Source organism: Blautia sp. AF19-1 (genome assembly GCF_003479155.1).
GTDB classification, from domain to species: Bacteria; Bacillota; Clostridia; order Lachnospirales; family Lachnospiraceae; genus Fusicatenibacter; species Fusicatenibacter saccharivorans.
The window spans coordinates 15,027-31,197 of sequence record NZ_QUGQ01000005.1; the positions used below are offsets into that span (position 1 = coordinate 15,027).

18 protein-coding genes are annotated in these 16,171 nt (G+C 48.8%); 16 read left to right on the top strand and 2 right to left on the bottom strand.

The features are described 5' to 3' along the window. Positions 1–119 precede the first annotated feature (119 nt). From DWX26_RS04245 to DWX26_RS04300, 13 genes are all read left to right on the top strand, one after another. Entirely contained in the window at positions 120–776 is a 657-nt protein-coding gene (locus tag DWX26_RS04245; protein WP_022462574.1) for a redox-sensing transcriptional repressor Rex, read from the top strand. Between the two features lie 89 nt (positions 777–865). Continuing rightward, positions 866–2,374, top strand: coding sequence for a bifunctional ADP-dependent NAD(P)H-hydrate dehydratase/NAD(P)H-hydrate epimerase (locus DWX26_RS04250; protein ID WP_055227887.1), 1,509 nt, complete (start codon positions 866–868; stop codon positions 2,372–2,374). Positions 2,375–2,437: 63 nt separating this feature from the next. Then, on the top strand, positions 2,438–2,560 hold the full coding sequence (locus tag DWX26_RS17355; RefSeq protein WP_256372849.1) for a hypothetical protein: 123 nt from the start codon (positions 2,438–2,440) through the stop codon (positions 2,558–2,560). Positions 2,561–2,566: 6 nt separating this feature from the next. Beyond that, positions 2,567–2,914, top strand: coding sequence for a type II toxin-antitoxin system PemK/MazF family toxin (locus DWX26_RS04255; RefSeq protein ID WP_022462572.1), 348 nt, complete (start codon positions 2,567–2,569; stop codon positions 2,912–2,914). Positions 2,915–3,051: 137 nt separating this feature from the next. After that, positions 3,052–3,780 carry a YebC/PmpR family DNA-binding transcriptional regulator gene (locus tag DWX26_RS04260; RefSeq protein WP_022462571.1) on the top strand — a complete coding sequence of 243 codons (729 nt, stop codon included), beginning with the start codon at positions 3,052–3,054 and terminating at the stop codon, positions 3,778–3,780. Positions 3,781–3,863: 83 nt separating this feature from the next. Next, a complete protein-coding gene (locus tag DWX26_RS04265; RefSeq protein ID WP_022462570.1) occupies positions 3,864–4,523 on the top strand; it encodes a ClpP family protease in 660 nt (219 codons plus the stop codon). A 121-nt stretch (positions 4,524–4,644) separates the two neighbouring features. Beyond that, positions 4,645–5,511 carry an undecaprenyl-diphosphate phosphatase gene (locus DWX26_RS04270; protein WP_022462569.1) on the top strand — a complete coding sequence of 289 codons (867 nt, stop codon included), beginning with the start codon at positions 4,645–4,647 and terminating at the stop codon, positions 5,509–5,511. Between the two features lie 24 nt (positions 5,512–5,535). Further along, positions 5,536–8,076: an FtsK/SpoIIIE family DNA translocase gene (locus tag DWX26_RS04275; protein WP_118600926.1), complete on the top strand. Its 2,541-nt coding sequence runs from the start codon at positions 5,536–5,538 to the stop codon at positions 8,074–8,076. Between the two features lie 123 nt (positions 8,077–8,199). After that, complete coding sequence (locus tag DWX26_RS04280; protein WP_055217977.1) at positions 8,200–9,087, top strand: sulfide/dihydroorotate dehydrogenase-like FAD/NAD-binding protein; 888 nt, start codon at positions 8,200–8,202, stop codon at positions 9,085–9,087. Then, positions 9,087–10,481, top strand: coding sequence for an NADPH-dependent glutamate synthase (gene gltA, locus DWX26_RS04285; protein WP_022462566.1), 1,395 nt, complete (start codon positions 9,087–9,089; stop codon positions 10,479–10,481). Before DWX26_RS04280 ends, gltA begins: the two co-directional genes overlap by 1 nt. Positions 10,482–10,586: 105 nt before the next feature. Next, entirely contained in the window at positions 10,587–11,066 is a 480-nt protein-coding gene (gene rlmH / locus DWX26_RS04290; RefSeq protein WP_022462565.1) for a 23S rRNA (pseudouridine(1915)-N(3))-methyltransferase RlmH, read from the top strand. 26 nt (positions 11,067–11,092) lie between these two features. Then, entirely contained in the window at positions 11,093–11,590 is a 498-nt protein-coding gene (locus DWX26_RS04295) for a pyridoxamine 5'-phosphate oxidase family protein (protein ID WP_118600927.1), read from the top strand. A gap of 57 nt (positions 11,591–11,647) precedes the next feature. Continuing rightward, positions 11,648–12,589: a GTP-binding protein gene (locus DWX26_RS04300; RefSeq protein WP_117760307.1), complete on the top strand. Its 942-nt coding sequence runs from the start codon at positions 11,648–11,650 to the stop codon at positions 12,587–12,589. 64 nt (positions 12,590–12,653) lie between these two features. Here the strand turns inward: DWX26_RS04300 and DWX26_RS04305 are convergent, their stop codons facing one another. Then, positions 12,654–13,115: a hypothetical protein gene (locus DWX26_RS04305; RefSeq protein ID WP_117760306.1), complete on the bottom strand. Its 462-nt coding sequence runs from the start codon at positions 13,113–13,115 to the stop codon at positions 12,654–12,656. A gap of 160 nt (positions 13,116–13,275) precedes the next feature. Here DWX26_RS04305 and DWX26_RS04310 point away from each other — a divergent pair, with 160 nt between their 5' ends. Beyond that, a complete protein-coding gene (locus DWX26_RS04310) occupies positions 13,276–13,971 on the top strand; it encodes a DNA alkylation repair protein (RefSeq protein WP_117760305.1) in 696 nt (231 codons plus the stop codon). 65 nt (positions 13,972–14,036) lie between these two features. On the opposite strand, the gene DWX26_RS04315 is transcribed toward DWX26_RS04310, so the two are convergent. After that, complete coding sequence (locus DWX26_RS04315; RefSeq protein ID WP_055228190.1) at positions 14,037–14,315, bottom strand: type II toxin-antitoxin system HicB family antitoxin; 279 nt, start codon at positions 14,313–14,315, stop codon at positions 14,037–14,039. A gap of 168 nt (positions 14,316–14,483) precedes the next feature. Here DWX26_RS04315 and DWX26_RS04320 point away from each other — a divergent pair, with 168 nt between their 5' ends. Beyond that, positions 14,484–15,179: a YjjG family noncanonical pyrimidine nucleotidase gene (locus DWX26_RS04320; RefSeq protein WP_158568525.1), complete on the top strand. Its 696-nt coding sequence runs from the start codon at positions 14,484–14,486 to the stop codon at positions 15,177–15,179. Positions 15,180–15,186: 7 nt separating this feature from the next. After that, positions 15,187–16,167 (top strand): alpha/beta fold hydrolase, encoded by a 981-nt coding sequence (locus DWX26_RS04325; protein WP_022462559.1) that lies wholly within the window; start codon positions 15,187–15,189, stop codon positions 16,165–16,167. Positions 16,168–16,171 lie beyond the last annotated feature (4 nt).

Consider the following 16,171-nt stretch of genomic DNA (forward strand, 5'->3'; position numbering starts at 1 on the left):
CATAATACACCATCCTTATTATAGAGAGTAATACACAAAATTTCAAGAAATCTTTGACAATTTTCTATCAACCATATATAATATGAATATATGCAGGTGTAAATAAGGAGGAATTTATCTTGGAAGAAAAAGGAATTTCGCGGGCAGTTATCAAAAGACTTCCTAGATATTATCGTTACCTGGGCGAATTGCTGGAGGACGGAGTAGAACGGATCTCTTCCGGTGAGCTGAGCGAGCGGATGAAAGTGACAGCTTCCCAGATTCGCCAGGATTTAAATAATTTCGGCGGCTTCGGCCAGCAGGGGTATGGTTATAACGTGCGGTATCTGTACAGCGAGATTGGAAAAATCTTAGGTCTGGACAGAGTCCACAATATGATTTTTGTCGGAGCCGGAAATCTGGGACAGGCACTTGCCAATTATGCGGCCTTTGAAAGAAGCGGATTCAAAACGGTCGGTATTTTTGACGTCAACCCGGTATTAAAAGGAATCTCCGTGCGCGGAATTGAAATCCGCATGGCGGACGAGCTTCCGGAATTTATCAAGGAACACCATGTAGAGATTGCGGCTTTGACACTGCCAAAAGCAAAAGCGGTAGAGATGGCAGAGATTCTCGTGGACAACGGTGTAAAAGCAATCTGGAATTTTGCACATACCGATCTAAACTTAAAACTTCCGAAAGATGTGATCGTCGAGAACGTCCATCTTTCCGAAAGTCTGATGCGTCTCTCCTACAATCTGACCAGATATGAGGCGGAGCATCCAAAGAACAATTAAGAAACCAAAACAAAAGCAGGAGAGTCTTCGGGAAACCGGAGACTTTTTCTGTTCACTTTCCGGATAAGGCAGGAAAAGGAGGAAAAGCGATGAAACGGATTCTTACAGCAGCACAGATGAAGCAGGCAGACCGCAATACGATCGAAACCATGGGGGTACCGTCCCTGGTACTGATGGAGCGCGCGGCGCTGTCCTGCGTGGAGGAGCTTCAAAATGGAACATGGGATACAGGAAAAGTCCTTGCTGTGTGCGGTCCCGGAAATAATGGAGGGGACGGTGCGGCAATTGCACGGATTTTAAAGACGAAAGGGGTGGATGCGGAACTGTTCTGTCTTGGAAATCCGGAAAAATACAGTGAAGGCATGAGAGCACAGAAGAAAATTGCGGAAAATTATGGGGTCCGTGAGGTTAAGAATCCGGATTTCCGGGAATATACTGTTATCATAGATGCCATCTTTGGAATTGGCGTATCCCGTTCGCTGGCAGGGGAGTACCGGAGGGCAGTGGAAGCAATCTGCGCAAGCGGTGTTCCTGTTCTTGCCGTGGACATCCCTTCGGGGATCCACACGGATACCGGAGAGGTCCTTGATGCGGCGGTGAAAGCCAGAGCCACGGTGACATTTGCCTGTGCAAAGCCAGGGCTTCTTTTTGATCCCGGAAAACGATATGCCGGAGAGGTCCTGGTCCGTGATATCGGAATCGGCTTTGATGCAGGAGAAGAGGAGACGCCCTGGTACGGTTCAGTGGAAAAAGAAGATCTGGACCGGTTTCTTACCCGCACGCCGATGGGAAATAAGGGAACCTTCGGAAAGGTGCTGGTACTTGCCGGTTCCGGTGCCATGTGCGGAGCCGCTGTTTTGTGTGCCAGGGCAGTCCTTGCATCCGGTGCCGGCATGGTAAAGGTTGTGACAGAGGAAAGAAACCGTACGCCGCTTTTCTGTGCCCTGCCGGAAGCAATGGCGGATTTCTGGAAGGAGGATGAGCCGCTTCCGGAAGAAGCCCTGCTGCAGGATCTCGCCTGGGCGGACGCTGTTGTTGCGGGACCGGGGCTTTCCAAAAGCCGGACGGCAAAAGAACTGCTCGTTTTTACGGTGCAGCACACAGAAGTTCCTCTTGTTCTGGATGCAGATGCGCTGAACCTGATTGCAGAAGATGCAGAGATTCTTTCGGGCTGCCGGGCAGAAAAAATTTTAACGCCTCATGTAGGAGAGCTTGCACGGCTGCTGCACACGACCATTGCAGAATGCCAGCGTGAGCCGGCAGGAAGCGCCGGAAGGGCAGCCGAAAAATACCAGGCCTGCTGTGTACGAAAGGATTCCGTAACCGTGACAGCAGAGGAAGGGCGTGAGCAGTATTACATAAACACAAGCGGAAGCAGTGCGCTTGCGACGGCGGGAAGCGGCGATGTGCTCGCGGGAATCACAGGCGCCTTTGCAGCAAAACGTCAGTGTGAAAAAAATGAGAAAAAAATCAGCCTTGCCAAAACAGCGGCACTGGCGGCATATGCGCATGGAAAGGCGGGAGAGGCTGCGGAAGAAAAAAGCAGTGCTTCCTATGTAACAGCATCCGAGATTATCAGAGGATTGCAGTCAATCTGAGCAAAGCAGATCAGAATCACGGGTTCCCAAAAGGACTCCGGGCGGACTTTTTTGAAGTGCCGGATGAAATTTGTGAATACCTCCGGAAAAACAGGCAATATTAAATACATGGAAACGATTTTAAAAGGCGTAAAACGCCGGATCGTTATCGTATGGGAAAGCAAAACGGAAAGAATCGGAGAGTGAGCACAAGTGGTAATCAAGCGTGGCGATGTATATTATGCCGACCTGCGGCCCGTTGTGGGAAGTGAGCAGGGCGGTGTCCGTCCGGTGCTGATCATTCAGAATGACATCGGCAACCGGCACAGTCCGACGGTGATCTGTGCGGCGATTACATCGAGGATGAATAAGGCGAAGCTGCCGACACACATTGAGATCGAAGCGTCCGCCTATGGGATTGTACGGGATTCTGTTATTTTACTGGAACAGCTTCGGACGATCGATAAGAGAAGGCTGAAAGATAAAATCTGTCATCTGACACCGGAACAGCTGGCCCTTGTGAACGAAGCACTGAAAATCAGCCTGGATCTGCCTACATAAGGGGTATTTTTGGCGCGGTTCACGGTTGACGAATGAGAAAGATCGTGCTATATTCTATATTATATGGGCTTCTGCCGTTTTTCGGGGAAACCTTTTTACAGAAAAGCAATACTTTAAATAAAGGAGACAAAAGAGGTATGTCAGGACATTCAAAATTTGCCAATATTAAGCATAAGAAAGAAAAAAACGACGCAAAAAAAGGTAAAATCTTTACCATCATCGGCCGTGAGATCGTAATCGCTGTCAAAGAGGGCGGACCGGATCCGGCAAACAACAGCAAGCTGCGTGACGTTATCGCAAAAGCAAAAGCAAACAACATGCCGAACGATACCATCGACCGCGGTATTAAAAAAGCTGCCGGAGATGCAAACGCAGACAACTACGAGCGTATCACCTACGAAGGTTATGGCCCGAATGGTATCGCGATCATCGTAGAGACTCTGACCGACAACAAGAACCGTACCGCAGCAAACGTAAGAAGCGCTTTCACCAAAGGAAACGGAAGCGTTGGAACACCGGGATGCGTATCCTACATGTTCGACAAAAAAGGCCAGATCATCATCGACAAAGAAGAGTGCGAAATGGATGCTGACGATCTGATGATGCTTGCTCTGGATGCAGGCGCAGAAGACTTCGCAGACGAAGAGGACAGCTACGAAATCATCACCGATCCGGATGACTTCTCCGCAGTACGTGAGGCTCTGGAGAAAGACGGTATCGCCATGGCAGAGGCAGACGTTACCATGATCCCACAGACCTACGTAGAGCTGACCGATCCGCAGGCATTAAAAGACCTGAACCGTACCCTGGATCTGCTGGATGACGACGACGACGTACAGTACGTATACACCAACCTGGACGAGTAATTTCACTGGAAATTACATAGAATCATAAGAATCTGCGCATACTGATGAAGCTATTTTGGAATAGCAGAAAAGAGGAAATCCGTATGGCAGAATCACAGAAAAACCAGACAGAAAAAGAAAATATTGTAGAACTGAAGACCAACATTTATCTGCTGTCCATCATCGGCGAGGTGGAGGGGCATGAATCACTCGGCGAGCGCACGAAAGCGACGCGCTATGAGCACATTCTCCCTGCTCTTGCCCGTGCCGAGGAGGACAAAAGTATTGATGGTCTTCTGATTCTCCTGAATACCGTAGGCGGAGATGTGGAGGCCGGTCTTGCAATTGCAGAGATGATTGCGTCCATGCGAAAGCCTGCGGTATCGCTCGTTTTAGGGGGCGGTCATTCGATCGGTGTCCCGCTCGCCGTTGCAGCAGACTATTCGCTGATCGTGCCGAGTGCCACCATGGTCATTCATCCGGTGCGTACAAACGGCATGTTCATCGGTGTTGCACAGACGTACCGTAATATGGAAAAGACGCAGGATCGGATCACAGGTTTTGTATCGGCCCATTCTAAAATCACCAAGGAACGGCTCGAGGAGCTGATGCTCGATACGAAAATGCTGGTCAAGGATGTCGGAACAATGCTGGACGGCCCGCAGGCAGTGGAAGAAGGTCTGATCGACGAGGTCGGCGGCATTGCCCGCGCGCTCGAAAAGCTGAATGAGCTGATGAAAAAGGCAGCAGGGACAGAAAATTGACTTCACGGCGCGGCTTGTGTTTCAGGGGATTTTGTGTTAGAATGAGTTCGCTGTGAAAATTCGAACGGAAGTTTTGTCCGGACTTTCACAAAAGAGAAAAATAAGGGAACAGGATAAAAAAATGACAGTAATAGAAGCTTTATTTCTGGGCCTGATCCAAGGAATCACGGAATTCCTGCCGATCAGCAGCTCCGCACATCTGATTATCTTCCGTCATTTTATGAAGATCGAAGATACGCAGACGGTGTTTTTCAATGTGCTTTTGCACTTTGGCTCCATGATTGCAATTCTGCTCACATTTTCGAAGGAATGGAAACGTCTCTTCCTCGCGCTGTGCGGAATCATAATCGATCTGTTTCATAATTTAAAGGAACACTTTTCCAGTCAGCATCAGGAGAGAAAGCAGTACCGGAAGGTACTCGGCAGCAACTACCGTATGCTTGCTTTCCTGCTGATTCTGACCACCATCCCGACTGCTGTAATCGGCGGCATGATTCAGAGCCTTGTCACACTGACCTCCTCGAATCTGCTGGCACCTGGCGTTGGTCTGTATCTGACGGCGATTCTGCTTGTGGTGGCAGATATGCTTCCGGAGGGAGAAAAAACGCAGAAAAATTTGAAGCCGAAAGATGCACTGATTGCCGGATTCTTCCAAGGCTTTTCCACGATTCCGGGTCTTTCCCGTCTTGGTTCGACTATTTCTGCGTGTGTGATCGGCGGCATGACCCGTTCGTACGCTGTGAAATACTCTCTGATTGTGAGTGTTCCGGCGATTATCGGGGCAACGATCGTTGAAATTGCGACCATGGGAAAAAATAAAATTGTTTTTCATCCGGTATATCTGGTCGGCGTTTTCATGGCGGCACTTGCCGGTTACTTTACGATCCGCATTCTGATGCGTGTGGTGAAAAAACGGAAACTGAAATATTTTGCTTTGTACTGTCTTCTTGTCGGGACATTCTCCATTGCAGGATATTTTCTGCTGTAATACGAGAAAGGGGAGAAGTTCTGCATGGCAAATACAACAAAGGGAAGCGGGAAGACAAAGAAAAAAACTTCTGCTTCCGGGACAGCAAAAAAGAAACAGACCCAAACAACGGCCAGAAAAACAACGGTGAAAAAGAGCAGTACCGCAAAACGTACCTCCGGCACAAGGAAAAACACAGTCCGTGAGCCGATGGACGAGGGAGTGCGCGCAGAAATTATTCTGCTTTCCGTGCTTGCTGTTTCGATTCTGCTGATGCTCAGTAATTTCGGTATGGGCGGCGTGATCGGACAGGCTGTCTGCGACTTCTTTTTCGGCCTTTTCGGCGTGACAGAGTGGGCAGCACCGGTTCTGATCTTCTTTGGAACAGCATTTTACATAGCAAACAGACAGAACTTTTTAATTGTGCGGAAAACCGGGGGAGCGATCAGCTGCTTCGTCTTTTTCTGCGCTTTTATGCAGCTTCTGGCGTCCGGCTATACGAGAGATACGACATTTCTGGATTACTATTTTGACAGCGCCTACGATCATCTCGGCGGAGGAATCTTAGGAGGGTCTGTCGTGAAAATTCTCGGCATGGGATTCGGCCAGATCGGCGCGTGGGTGATTATTGTGATCGCCATCGTGATTTCCGTGATCGTGATGACGCAGAAGCCGATTCTCGCGCCGATCCATGAAAAGACGAATGACCACCGCCGGATGGCGGAGGAGCGCCGCCAGGAGCGTCTGGCGCGCCAAGCTGCGATGGAGGAAGAGGAAGGAAAAGAGCTGATTCTTGAGCCAGTGGAGGAACCGAAAAAAGCCGGGAAGAAAAAGAAATCCCGCCTTCTTTCTCATGTGGAATCGAAGGCCGATTTAAACGAAAACGACGATACCCATCAGATGGAGATGCCGGAGCTTTCGATTCACCGTGGTTCTGTGCCGGCTGAAGAGCCGGAAAAGACAGAACCGGAGATGACACGGCAAGCTGCAGAAGAGGCGAAAAAAGAGAAAACGTCTGCGGATCATACGAGAATTCCGCGGTCTTCCCGTGAAGAGATCGAGGCGGATGTAGACGGCATTCGTCAGGAAATCGGGAAAAAAGCAGAGGAAAAGCGGCCGGAGTACAAAACACCGCCGATGAATCTTCTGAAAAAAGGGACGCGCGGTGCCATGGGCGATTCCGATGCGCATCTGCGGGAAGTAGCGCGGAAACTGGAGGAGACGCTGGACAGCTTCGGTGTCAAAGTTACAGTCAATAACGTAAGCTGCGGACCGACCGTCACACGGTATGAGCTGATGCCGGAACAGGGCGTGAAAGTAAGCCGGATTGTCGGATTGACCGACGATATCAAGCTGAGTCTTGCAGCAGCAGATGTCCGCATCGAGGCACCGATCCCGGGAAAATCCGCAGTCGGAATCGAGGTTCCAAATAAGACGAACACGGCCGTGATGCTGCGTGATCTTCTTGAAACACCGGAGTTTAAGAACTTTTCTTCGAATCTGGCCTTTGCTGTCGGAAAAGACATCGCCGGTCAGCCAGTCATCGCGGATATCGCGAAAATGCCTCATCTTCTGATCGCCGGTGCGACCGGTTCCGGTAAATCGGTCTGCATCAACACGCTGATTATGAGTATTATTTATAAGGCAAAACCGGAAGACGTCAAACTGATCATGATCGACCCGAAGGTCGTTGAGCTTTCTGTTTATAACGGCATTCCGCACCTTTTTATCCCTGTTGTCACAGACCCGAAAAAGGCTTCCGGAGCTCTGAACTGGGCGGTTGCGGAGATGACAGACCGTTATAACAAATTTGCGGAATTCAACGTGCGCGATATGAAAGGCTACAATGCGAAAGTTGCCGAGCTGCCGCCGGATGAAAACGGCAAAAAACCGGAAAAACTGCCGCAGATCGTCATTATCGTGGACGAGCTTGCCGACCTGATGATGGTTGCGCCGGGAGAAGTGGAGGATGCGATCTGCCGTCTGGCACAGCTTGCCCGTGCGGCCGGCATCCATCTGATTATTGCAACACAGAGACCTTCCGTCAATGTCATCACTGGTCTTATCAAGGCAAATATGCCGTCCCGTATTGCATTCTCGGTTTCTTCCAGCGTAGATTCCCGTACGATCCTCGACATGGGAGGTGCGGAAAAACTGCTTGGAAAAGGCGATATGCTCTACAAGCCGCAGGATTACCAGAAACCGGCCCGTCTGCAGGGATCCTTTGTTTCGGATAAAGAGGTCAGCGATGTCGTTGCCTACTTAAAAGATCACTACGGCGAGAACGCTTATGATCCGGATATCGAAAAACGGATTCACACCGTAAGCCTGGATGGCGGTTCTGCCGCAGGCGGCGGAGATAACCGCGATAATTACTTCGTGGAAGCCGGAAAATTTATCATCGAAAAAGATAAGGCATCGATCGGCATGCTCCAGAGAGTGCTGAAAATCGGTTTCAACCGCGCGGCCAGAATCATGGACCAGCTCGCGGATGCCGGTGTCGTAGGACCGGAGGAAGGAACCAAGCCGAGAAAAGTTCTGATGTCCATGGAACAGTTCGAAAATTATCTGGAGGAACACGGATGATGGGAAAAGATGTTGTCCGTTGTTTACAAATAACCGGAAACGTGATAAAGTATTAACATAAAATGCGCGAAAATCCAAGTCGTGCTTTTGTTAAAATATTTCTAACAAGATTAGGAGGATATTATGTACAAGATTCAAGAAGCGGAAATGCTCGCGAATAACATCTACCGTATGGTAGTAGAAGCACCGCGAGTAGCACAGCACTGCCTCCCTGGACAGTTTGTTATTGTCAAGGCAGATGAAGAAGGAGAAAGAATTCCTCTGACCATTTGTGATTACGATAGAGAAGCAGGAACTATCACCATCGTATTCATGCCGATCGGAGAATCTACCAAAAAAATGAAAGATCTCAAAGCGGGAGATGCTTTCATGGATTTCGTAGGACCTCTGGGACAGCCGTCTGAGTTCTGCAGCGAAGATATCGAAGAACTGAAGAAAAAACGGATCGTATTCGTAGCCGGTGGTGTTGGAACTGCACCGGTTTACCCACAGTTAAAATGGCTGCATGAGCATGGAATCACTGCTGACGCCATTGTCGGAGCAAAGACAAAAGATCTCGTTATTCTCGAGAAAGAAATGTCTGCTGTCAGCAATCTGTACATAACCACAGACGATGGTTCTTACGTAAGAAAAGGTATGGGTACCGATGTACTCCGCGACCTTGTACAGAACCAGGGCAAACAGTATGATGTCTGTGTTGCCATCGGACCGATGATCATGATGAAATTCGTATGTCTTCTGACAAAAGAACTGAACATCCCGACCGTTGTCAGCATGAACCCGATCATGGTAGACGGAACCGGTATGTGCGGTGCCTGTCGTCTAATGGTAGGCAATGAAGTAAAATTTGCCTGCGTAGACGGACCGGAGTTTGACGGTCATCTGGTAGACTTCGACCTGGCTATGAAACGTCAGCAGATGTACAAGACAGAAGAGGGAAGAGCTCTCTTAAGATACCAGGAAGGCGCAACCCATCACGGTGGATGCGGCCAGTGCGGAGGTGACAAATAATGGCAAAGGGATTAAACAGAGTACCGGTACGTGAGCAGGAGCCGAAGGTACGTGCCACAAATTTTGACGAGGTATGTCTTGGATACAACAAAGACGAAGCAGTAGAAGAAGCACAGCGCTGCCTGGGCTGTAAAAATGCAAAATGTATCACAGGATGCCCGGTTAATATCAACATTCCGGCATTCATTGCACAGGTAAAAGAAGGAAACTTCGAGGAAGCATACAAAATTATTGGTGAGTCCAGTGCACTCCCGGCAGTCTGCGGCCGTGTATGTCCGCAGGAGAGCCAGTGCGAGGGCAAATGTGTCCGCGGAATCAAAGGCGACGCTGTTTCCATCGGTAAACTGGAGCGTTTCGTTGCTGACTGGGCAAAAGAAAACGGTATCAAACCGGTTCCGGCAGCAGAGAAAAACGGCCACAAGATCGCGGTTATCGGTTCCGGCCCTGCAGGTCTTACCTGCGCAGGAGACCTTGCAAAACTTGGCTACGATGTAACCATCTTCGAGGCACTTCACAAAGCCGGCGGTGTATTAAGCTACGGTATTCCGGAGTTCCGTCTTCCGAAAGACAAAGTAGTTGCCGCTGAAATCGAGAACGTAAAATCTCTCGGTGTTAAAATTGAGACCAACGTTATCATCGGAAAATCCGTTACCATCGACGAGCTGTTAAAAGATGAAGGATTTGAAGCAGTCTTCATCGGTTCCGGCGCAGGCCTTCCGATGTTCATGGGAATCCCGGGTGAGAACGCAAACGGCGTATTCTCCGCAAACGAGTTCCTGACCAGAAACAACCTGATGAAAGCATTCCGCGATGATTACGATACCCCGATCGCACACGGCAAGAAAGTTGCTGTAGTCGGCGGCGGCAACGTAGCTATGGACGCTGCAAGAACCGCACTTCGTCTCGGCGCAGAGGTACACGTTATTTACCGTCGTTCTGAGGCAGAGCTTCCGGCCCGTGCAGAGGAAGTTCATCATGCAAAAGAGGAAGGTATCATCTTCGACCTTCTGACCAACCCGGTAGAAATTCTGACCGACGACAAAGACTGGGTAACCGGTATCCGCTGCATCCGTATGGAACTTGGCGAGCCGGACGCTTCCGGAAGAAGAAGACCGGTTGAGATTCCAGGATCTGAGTTCGAAATTGAAGTAGACGAAGTTATCATGTCTCTTGGTACTTCCCCGAACCCGCTGATTTCTTCCACCACCTACGGTCTGGATGTCAATAGAAGAAAATGTATCGTAGCTGAGGAAGAAACCGGAAAGACCAGCAAAGAGGGCGTTTACGCCGGCGGTGACGCTGTAACAGGTGCAGCAACCGTTATCCTTGCTATGGGTGCCGGAAAAGCCGGAGCTAAAGGAATTGATGAGTATATCAAAAGCAAAAATGCATAAGGCATTGCTTTTCTAAACTAAAAGCCATATAGACGCGGACAAAAAGTGATCTATATGGCTTTTGGTGTTTTTGACAGATATCCGAAAGGGTTTTAAGATTACAGAATGAAAATTACGATATTAACAGTAGGAAAAATCAAAGAGAAATATTTGCGGGATGCGATCGCCGAGTATTCGAAGCGCCTCAGCCGCTATGCAAAGCTGGAAATTATCGAGGTGGCGGATGAAAAAACGCCGGACAACGCGAGTGAAACCGTAGAGACGAATATCAAAAATAAAGAAGCAGAGCGCCTTCTCAAATATATCCGGGATGACGCTTATCTGATTACATTGGAAATTAAGGGAAAACAGCTCACATCCGAGGAGCTGGCCCAGAAAATAGATACGCTCGGCGTGCAGGGAACGAGCCATATTATTTTTGTGATCGGCGGTTCCTTAGGGCTTGGCGAGGAAGTTCTGAAGCGTTCGAACTATGCGCTCAGTTTTTCGAAAATGACATTTCCGCATCAGTTGATGCGGGTTATTCTGCTGGAACAGATTTACCGGAGCTACCGCATTAACTGCGGGGAGCCATATCATAAATAGCTGCGAATAAGAGAGGTGTGATTGCGATGCGTGAAATGCGTTTAAAAAAGCGGGAGATTACAGATCCTGAAATTTTAAGAGAAATTCTGGAAAGCTGCGAGGTTGTGCGGATCGGGGCGATGGATGAGGAAGGCATGTTTATCGTGCCGATGAATTATGGATATGATGTCCGGGAAGAAGATGGAACTCTTCACGTCTGTCTGTACCTGCATGGGGCAAAAGAAGGGCGGAAGGCGGCTGCATTTGCAGCGGATCCGCGCGTGGCGGTGGAGATGGATTACAACCATGAAGTGATTACAGGTGACTATACGTGTGCGTATTCCTATGCGTACCGCAGTATCATGGGAAACGGAACCATCACGGAGGTGACAGATCCGGGGGCAAAGAAGAAAGGCCTGGGAAAAATCATGGCGCATATCGCACCGGAGGCGAAGATCGCTTTTCTGCCGGAGATGGTGGAGCGCGTTGCCGTATGGCGCATAGACATCGATACATTTACCGGCAAAGAGCGCAGACGAAAATAGAGTGTTCGAAGCTCCGCAGGCTGCAGACGGAAAAAGACAGCAGAAAGGACAGCAGAAATGATTAAAATTGATCTGATTACAGGCTTCCTTGGCTCAGGGAAGACGACTTTTTTGAAACAGTACGCAAAGTATCTGATGGCGCAGGGAAAGAACATCGGCATCCTGGAGAATGATTTTGGGGCAGTCAATGTGGATATGCTGCTTCTGCAGGAACTGCGCGGCGATCAGTGCGAGCTGGAGATGATTTCCGGCGGATGCGACAAAGAGACACACCGCAGACGGTTCCGCACGAAACTGATCTCGATGGGCATGAGCGGCTACGACCGCATTCTCGTGGAACCGTCGGGGATTTACGATGTGGATGAGTTCTTTGACACGCTGTACGACGAGCCGCTGAACCGCTGGTATGAGGCGGGAAGCGTCATCACGATTCTGGATGCCGGGCTCGATGAGAAGCTGTCGGAGGAAGAAGAGTATCTGCTGGCTTCCGAGGCGGCGAACGCTGGTAAAATCGTGCTGAGCAAAGTACAGAATGTTTCGGAGGAAAAGAAAGAAGAAACGATTGCCCATCTGAACCGCACGCTCGAGCAGGCAGGCTGCAGAAGACAGTTTTCTGATGCAGAAATTTTACAGAAAAACTGGGATGATCTGACAGAGGATGATTTCAAAATGCTCTCCGAATGCAGTTACCGTTCGGAGGGTTACCGGAAGCTGGATTTCGGCGAGCAGCAGACATTTGATTCGCTCTGCTTTCTGGAGCCGAAGATTACGGAAGAAGCGCTGAAAAAGGCAGCAGAAGCAATCTTTGCGGATCCATCATGCGGCAATGTATTTCGGATCAAAGGAATTGTAAAGACGGGCGAAACTGTGTGGAGCGAAATCAATGCGACGCGGGAACAGATGACATTCCAGGCAGTGCCGGAGAGCCAGGAAGTGCTGATTGTAATCGGCGCGGGGCTTTCAAAAGAGCGGATTAGTGGAATTCTCGGAATTAAGTAAAAAATGGAGCATGACGGAAAGGGGTATTTTCCATCATACTCCTGCTGGTTTGGCTAAATAGCAGTTACTGTGAAATGCGCTGCCGTTCTGACAGTGTGGGGAACGGAATGATTTTGGAATCCCGTGCATCATCCGGTGTACAAAGAGCAGTCAACGGCTGCGGCTGATTTTCCATGGTCTGGAAGGAGAGAATGCCATCTTTCCATAAAATGATATCATCCGGTGAATGGACGGCAAAATAGCGGTGCAGCACATCGAAAAGAGAGGATGGAACTGCCGCAAGATCGTGCTCGGGATCGCTGGAATATAGAAAGATCCGGCTTCCCGGAAAACGACGGGAATAGATACCGGCAGAGGGAGCGGTAAAATCCGGGTTTTCGGTAAAATATAAGGATCTTTCTGCGGGTCCGGAAAACGGAATAGACAGCGTTGTGGAAACAACTGGCGCTTCTTCTGCAAGGGCTGGCTGCTTCTGAAATTTGCACAGGAATGGTATATTTTGAAAAAATGTATATTTCTTTTTCATAAGACTCACCTTTCAGCCGGAAAAGATCTGGCATTTGGCAGGGTGGATGTTATCGTTTACTTTAATTTTATCTTATCAGAAGTGCAGAAATAACAGGGTTAAACATTTGTAAAAAGCGTGTAAAACATCTTAAAGAGAAAGAAAAGAGAGGGGGAATCATATGGAACAGGAAGTAATGCAGGCCATTCGGGCAGAACTGGAAAGCAATATAGATGCAAAATACCGGGAATTTCACAGCTCTCTTGTTCCGGGACAGAACTGTCGGATTCTTGGTGTCCGCATTCTGGTTTCGCGACGGATTGCAAAAGCGACAGCAAGAGACCACTATGAAGTTTATACCGAACAGTTTAATCCGGAAGTCTACGAGGAGCTTCTGATCCGCGGAATGATGATCGGCTACGGAAAGCTGACCCGTGAAGAACAGACGGCAGAACTGGACCGCTTCGTGCCGATGATCAACAGCTGGGGAATCTGTGACAGCTCCTGTGCAACGTGCCATTTTATGAAGAAAGACCAGGAGTATTGGTATGGATATCTGCAGAAATGGCTGAAAAGCAGCCGGGAATATGAAATCCGGTTTGGTGTTGTGTGTCTGCTGGACTTTTTTATCAACGAAGCGTATATCGATGCTGTGCTGGAGGAGATGAAAAAGATTCATCACGATGGCTATTACGTAAAAATGGCCGTCGCCTGGGCAGTATCGATCTGTTATATTCATTTTCCGGAAAAGACACAGAAACTGCTGAAAGAAAACAGTCTCGATGACTGGACACATAACAAAACAATTCAGAAAATCAGAGAGTCGCTGCGGATCAGCAAAGAAGAAAAAGAGATGCTGAAAACCTGGAAGAGATAAAAAGAAAACCGTATCGCCGCGTTTCGAATATCGCAGCAATACGGTTTTCTTTCTCTTTTTTGAACTTATTCGTCCCATCCCTCAAAAAGCCGGATGTTGACGGCAATATTTCTTGCAATTTCACCTTCGCTTTTCCCGAGATCTGCCACATCCGATACCGGCGGAAAATCAGGTTCTTCTTCCGTCAGTTCCAGAGAGATCCAGTCATAGGCGGAGTGAATGGCATCTTCCAGCGCCTCGTCGAGGGTATCCCCTTTTGCATAGCAGCAGGCGAGATCTGGAAAATAACCTTCGTAGGTTCCCTGTTCGGTTTTATGAAAAACGGCTGGATAAGTAAATTTCATAGTGTTTCTTCCTTCTTCCTTTTCTTTTTCACGGAAATTCTTTTTTATCGTAGCACTTTTTCTCAAAAGATACAATGCCTAAAATACAATTGATCGTATTTGTAATCTATGCTAGAATGAAAAACAGATAATTGGAAAATACAAATGAAACCAAGGGAGGATTTCTCTTTGATAAAAGTAATTTTGTGGGACATCGACGGAACACTTCTGAATTTTAAGATGTCGGAACGATATGCAATTGATTACTGTTTCAACAAGTTTCATATGGGAACCTGCACGGACGAAATGCTGCAGCGCTACAGCGTGATCAACCGCGGTTACTGGGAGCGGCTGGAGACGGGAGAGCTTACGAGAGAACAGGTGATGCTTGGACGGTTCCATGAATTTTTTGAATCGGAAGGACTGCCGACGGATCAGGTAAAGGTATTCAATGATGAATATCAGATCCGCCTCGGCGATAAGGCTTTCTTCTGCGATCACGGAGATGAACTGGTAAAACAGCTGAAAGCTACCGTAAAACAGTATGCAGTAACAAATGGAACCACTGTTGCACAGGAGCGTAAACTCCGCTTTTCCGGGCTTGATCAGCTTCTGGACGGCGTTTTTATCTCGGAACAGGTCGGTGTGGACAAGCCGCAGAAGGCTTTTTTTGATGCGGTATGGAACGAAATCGGAAGTTATGCACCGGATGAGGTTGTGATCGTCGGCGACTCCCTCACAAGTGATATCCGCGGCGGAAAAAATGCAGGAATCCTGACCTGCTGGTACAACCCGGATCATCTTCCGAACAAAATTGAAGTTACACCGGACTGTACCATCGACAATCTTCAGGATATCCTTTCGTATCTGGATGAAAGCAGGTGATTTGCTAATGAGAACACGCGTATTACAGGAAAAAAATTATGCGGAGCGGATGCAGAATGGTGTGGAGCCGTACCTCGCCGCTCATGCAGAAGAATTTTACTGGGAAAGGGAGAGCGGTCATCCGATTCATGTTCTTCGTTACCGCGCATTCCGCCCGAGAGGTGTTGTTGTAATCTCACACGGTTTTACGGAAAATGCAGAGAAATATAAAGAGATCGTGTATTATTTTATCAAAGAGCATTTTCATGTTTATCTGCCGGAACACTGCGGCCACGGAAAGAGCTACCGTCTGGTGGAGGATCCGTCGCTTGTTTATGTCGATTCCTACCATCGTTATGTAGAAGATCTGCTCTTTGTTGCACGAAAAGCAAAAGCAGAGGCATGCGGTCTTCCGCTCGTTCTCTATTCTCACTCGATGGGCGGCGGAATCGCAGCAGCAGCGGCCGCCAAAGCGCCGCATCTGTTCCGGAAAGTGGTCTTGAGTTCGCCGATGATCCGTCCGCTGACCGGAAAAGTGCCGTTCGCCGATGCAAAACGGATCGCAGCTTTTGCCTGTGCCACAGAACGAGGCACACAGTATGTGGTAGGACAGAAACCATACCAGGGAATCGAAAGCTTTAAACAAAGTTCGTCCCTCTCCCGTCCGCGCTTTCTCTATTACCAGCAGAAGCGGGAAAAAGAGCCGCTGTATCACCTAAATGCCGCTTCTTACGGATGGCTCCATGCCGCCGCACATCTGTACCGCGATCTGATGCGGAGCGGATGGAAACGGATCGAGGCTCCTGTCCTTTTATTTCAGGCGGAGAACGATCATCTTGTGTCCAACCGTGCCCAGGAGCGGATGATCCGGAAAATGGCAGAACGCCGTCCCGGCATGGCAAAAATGGTAAAAGTACCGGGCGCAAAGCATGAATTGTTTGGAACCAGAGGGCGCATGCTCCAGACGTACTGGAATATGGTATTTGCTTTTTTGGAAAAAGATCTGTAACAAA

Bases quoted from the DNA above. Each gene is read 5' to 3' on its own strand.
- DWX26_RS04250 (WP_055227887.1), top strand. From the start codon at position 866: ATGAAACGGATTCTTACAGCAGCACAGATGAAGCAGGCAGACCGCAAT.
- DWX26_RS17355 (WP_256372849.1), top strand. From the start codon at position 2,438: ATGAAATTTGTGAATACCTCCGGAAAAACAGGCAATATTAAATACATG.
- DWX26_RS04260 (WP_022462571.1), top strand. From the start codon at position 3,052: ATGTCAGGACATTCAAAATTTGCCAATATTAAGCATAAGAAAGAAAAA.
- DWX26_RS04265 (WP_022462570.1), top strand. From the start codon at position 3,864: ATGGCAGAATCACAGAAAAACCAGACAGAAAAAGAAAATATTGTAGAA.
- DWX26_RS04270 (WP_022462569.1), top strand. From the start codon at position 4,645: ATGACAGTAATAGAAGCTTTATTTCTGGGCCTGATCCAAGGAATCACG.
- DWX26_RS04275 (WP_118600926.1), top strand. From the start codon at position 5,536: ATGGCAAATACAACAAAGGGAAGCGGGAAGACAAAGAAAAAAACTTCT.
- DWX26_RS04280 (WP_055217977.1), top strand. From the start codon at position 8,200: ATGTACAAGATTCAAGAAGCGGAAATGCTCGCGAATAACATCTACCGT.
- gltA (WP_022462566.1), top strand. From the start codon at position 9,087: ATGGCAAAGGGATTAAACAGAGTACCGGTACGTGAGCAGGAGCCGAAG.
- rlmH (WP_022462565.1), top strand. From the start codon at position 10,587: ATGAAAATTACGATATTAACAGTAGGAAAAATCAAAGAGAAATATTTG.
- DWX26_RS04295 (WP_118600927.1), top strand. From the start codon at position 11,093: ATGCGTGAAATGCGTTTAAAAAAGCGGGAGATTACAGATCCTGAAATT.
- DWX26_RS04300 (WP_117760307.1), top strand. From the start codon at position 11,648: ATGATTAAAATTGATCTGATTACAGGCTTCCTTGGCTCAGGGAAGACG.
- DWX26_RS04305 (WP_117760306.1), bottom strand. From the start codon at position 13,115: ATGAAAAAGAAATATACATTTTTTCAAAATATACCATTCCTGTGCAAA.
- DWX26_RS04310 (WP_117760305.1), top strand. From the start codon at position 13,276: ATGGAACAGGAAGTAATGCAGGCCATTCGGGCAGAACTGGAAAGCAAT.
- DWX26_RS04315 (WP_055228190.1), bottom strand. From the start codon at position 14,315: ATGAAATTTACTTATCCAGCCGTTTTTCATAAAACCGAACAGGGAACC.
- DWX26_RS04325 (WP_022462559.1), top strand. From the start codon at position 15,187: ATGAGAACACGCGTATTACAGGAAAAAAATTATGCGGAGCGGATGCAG.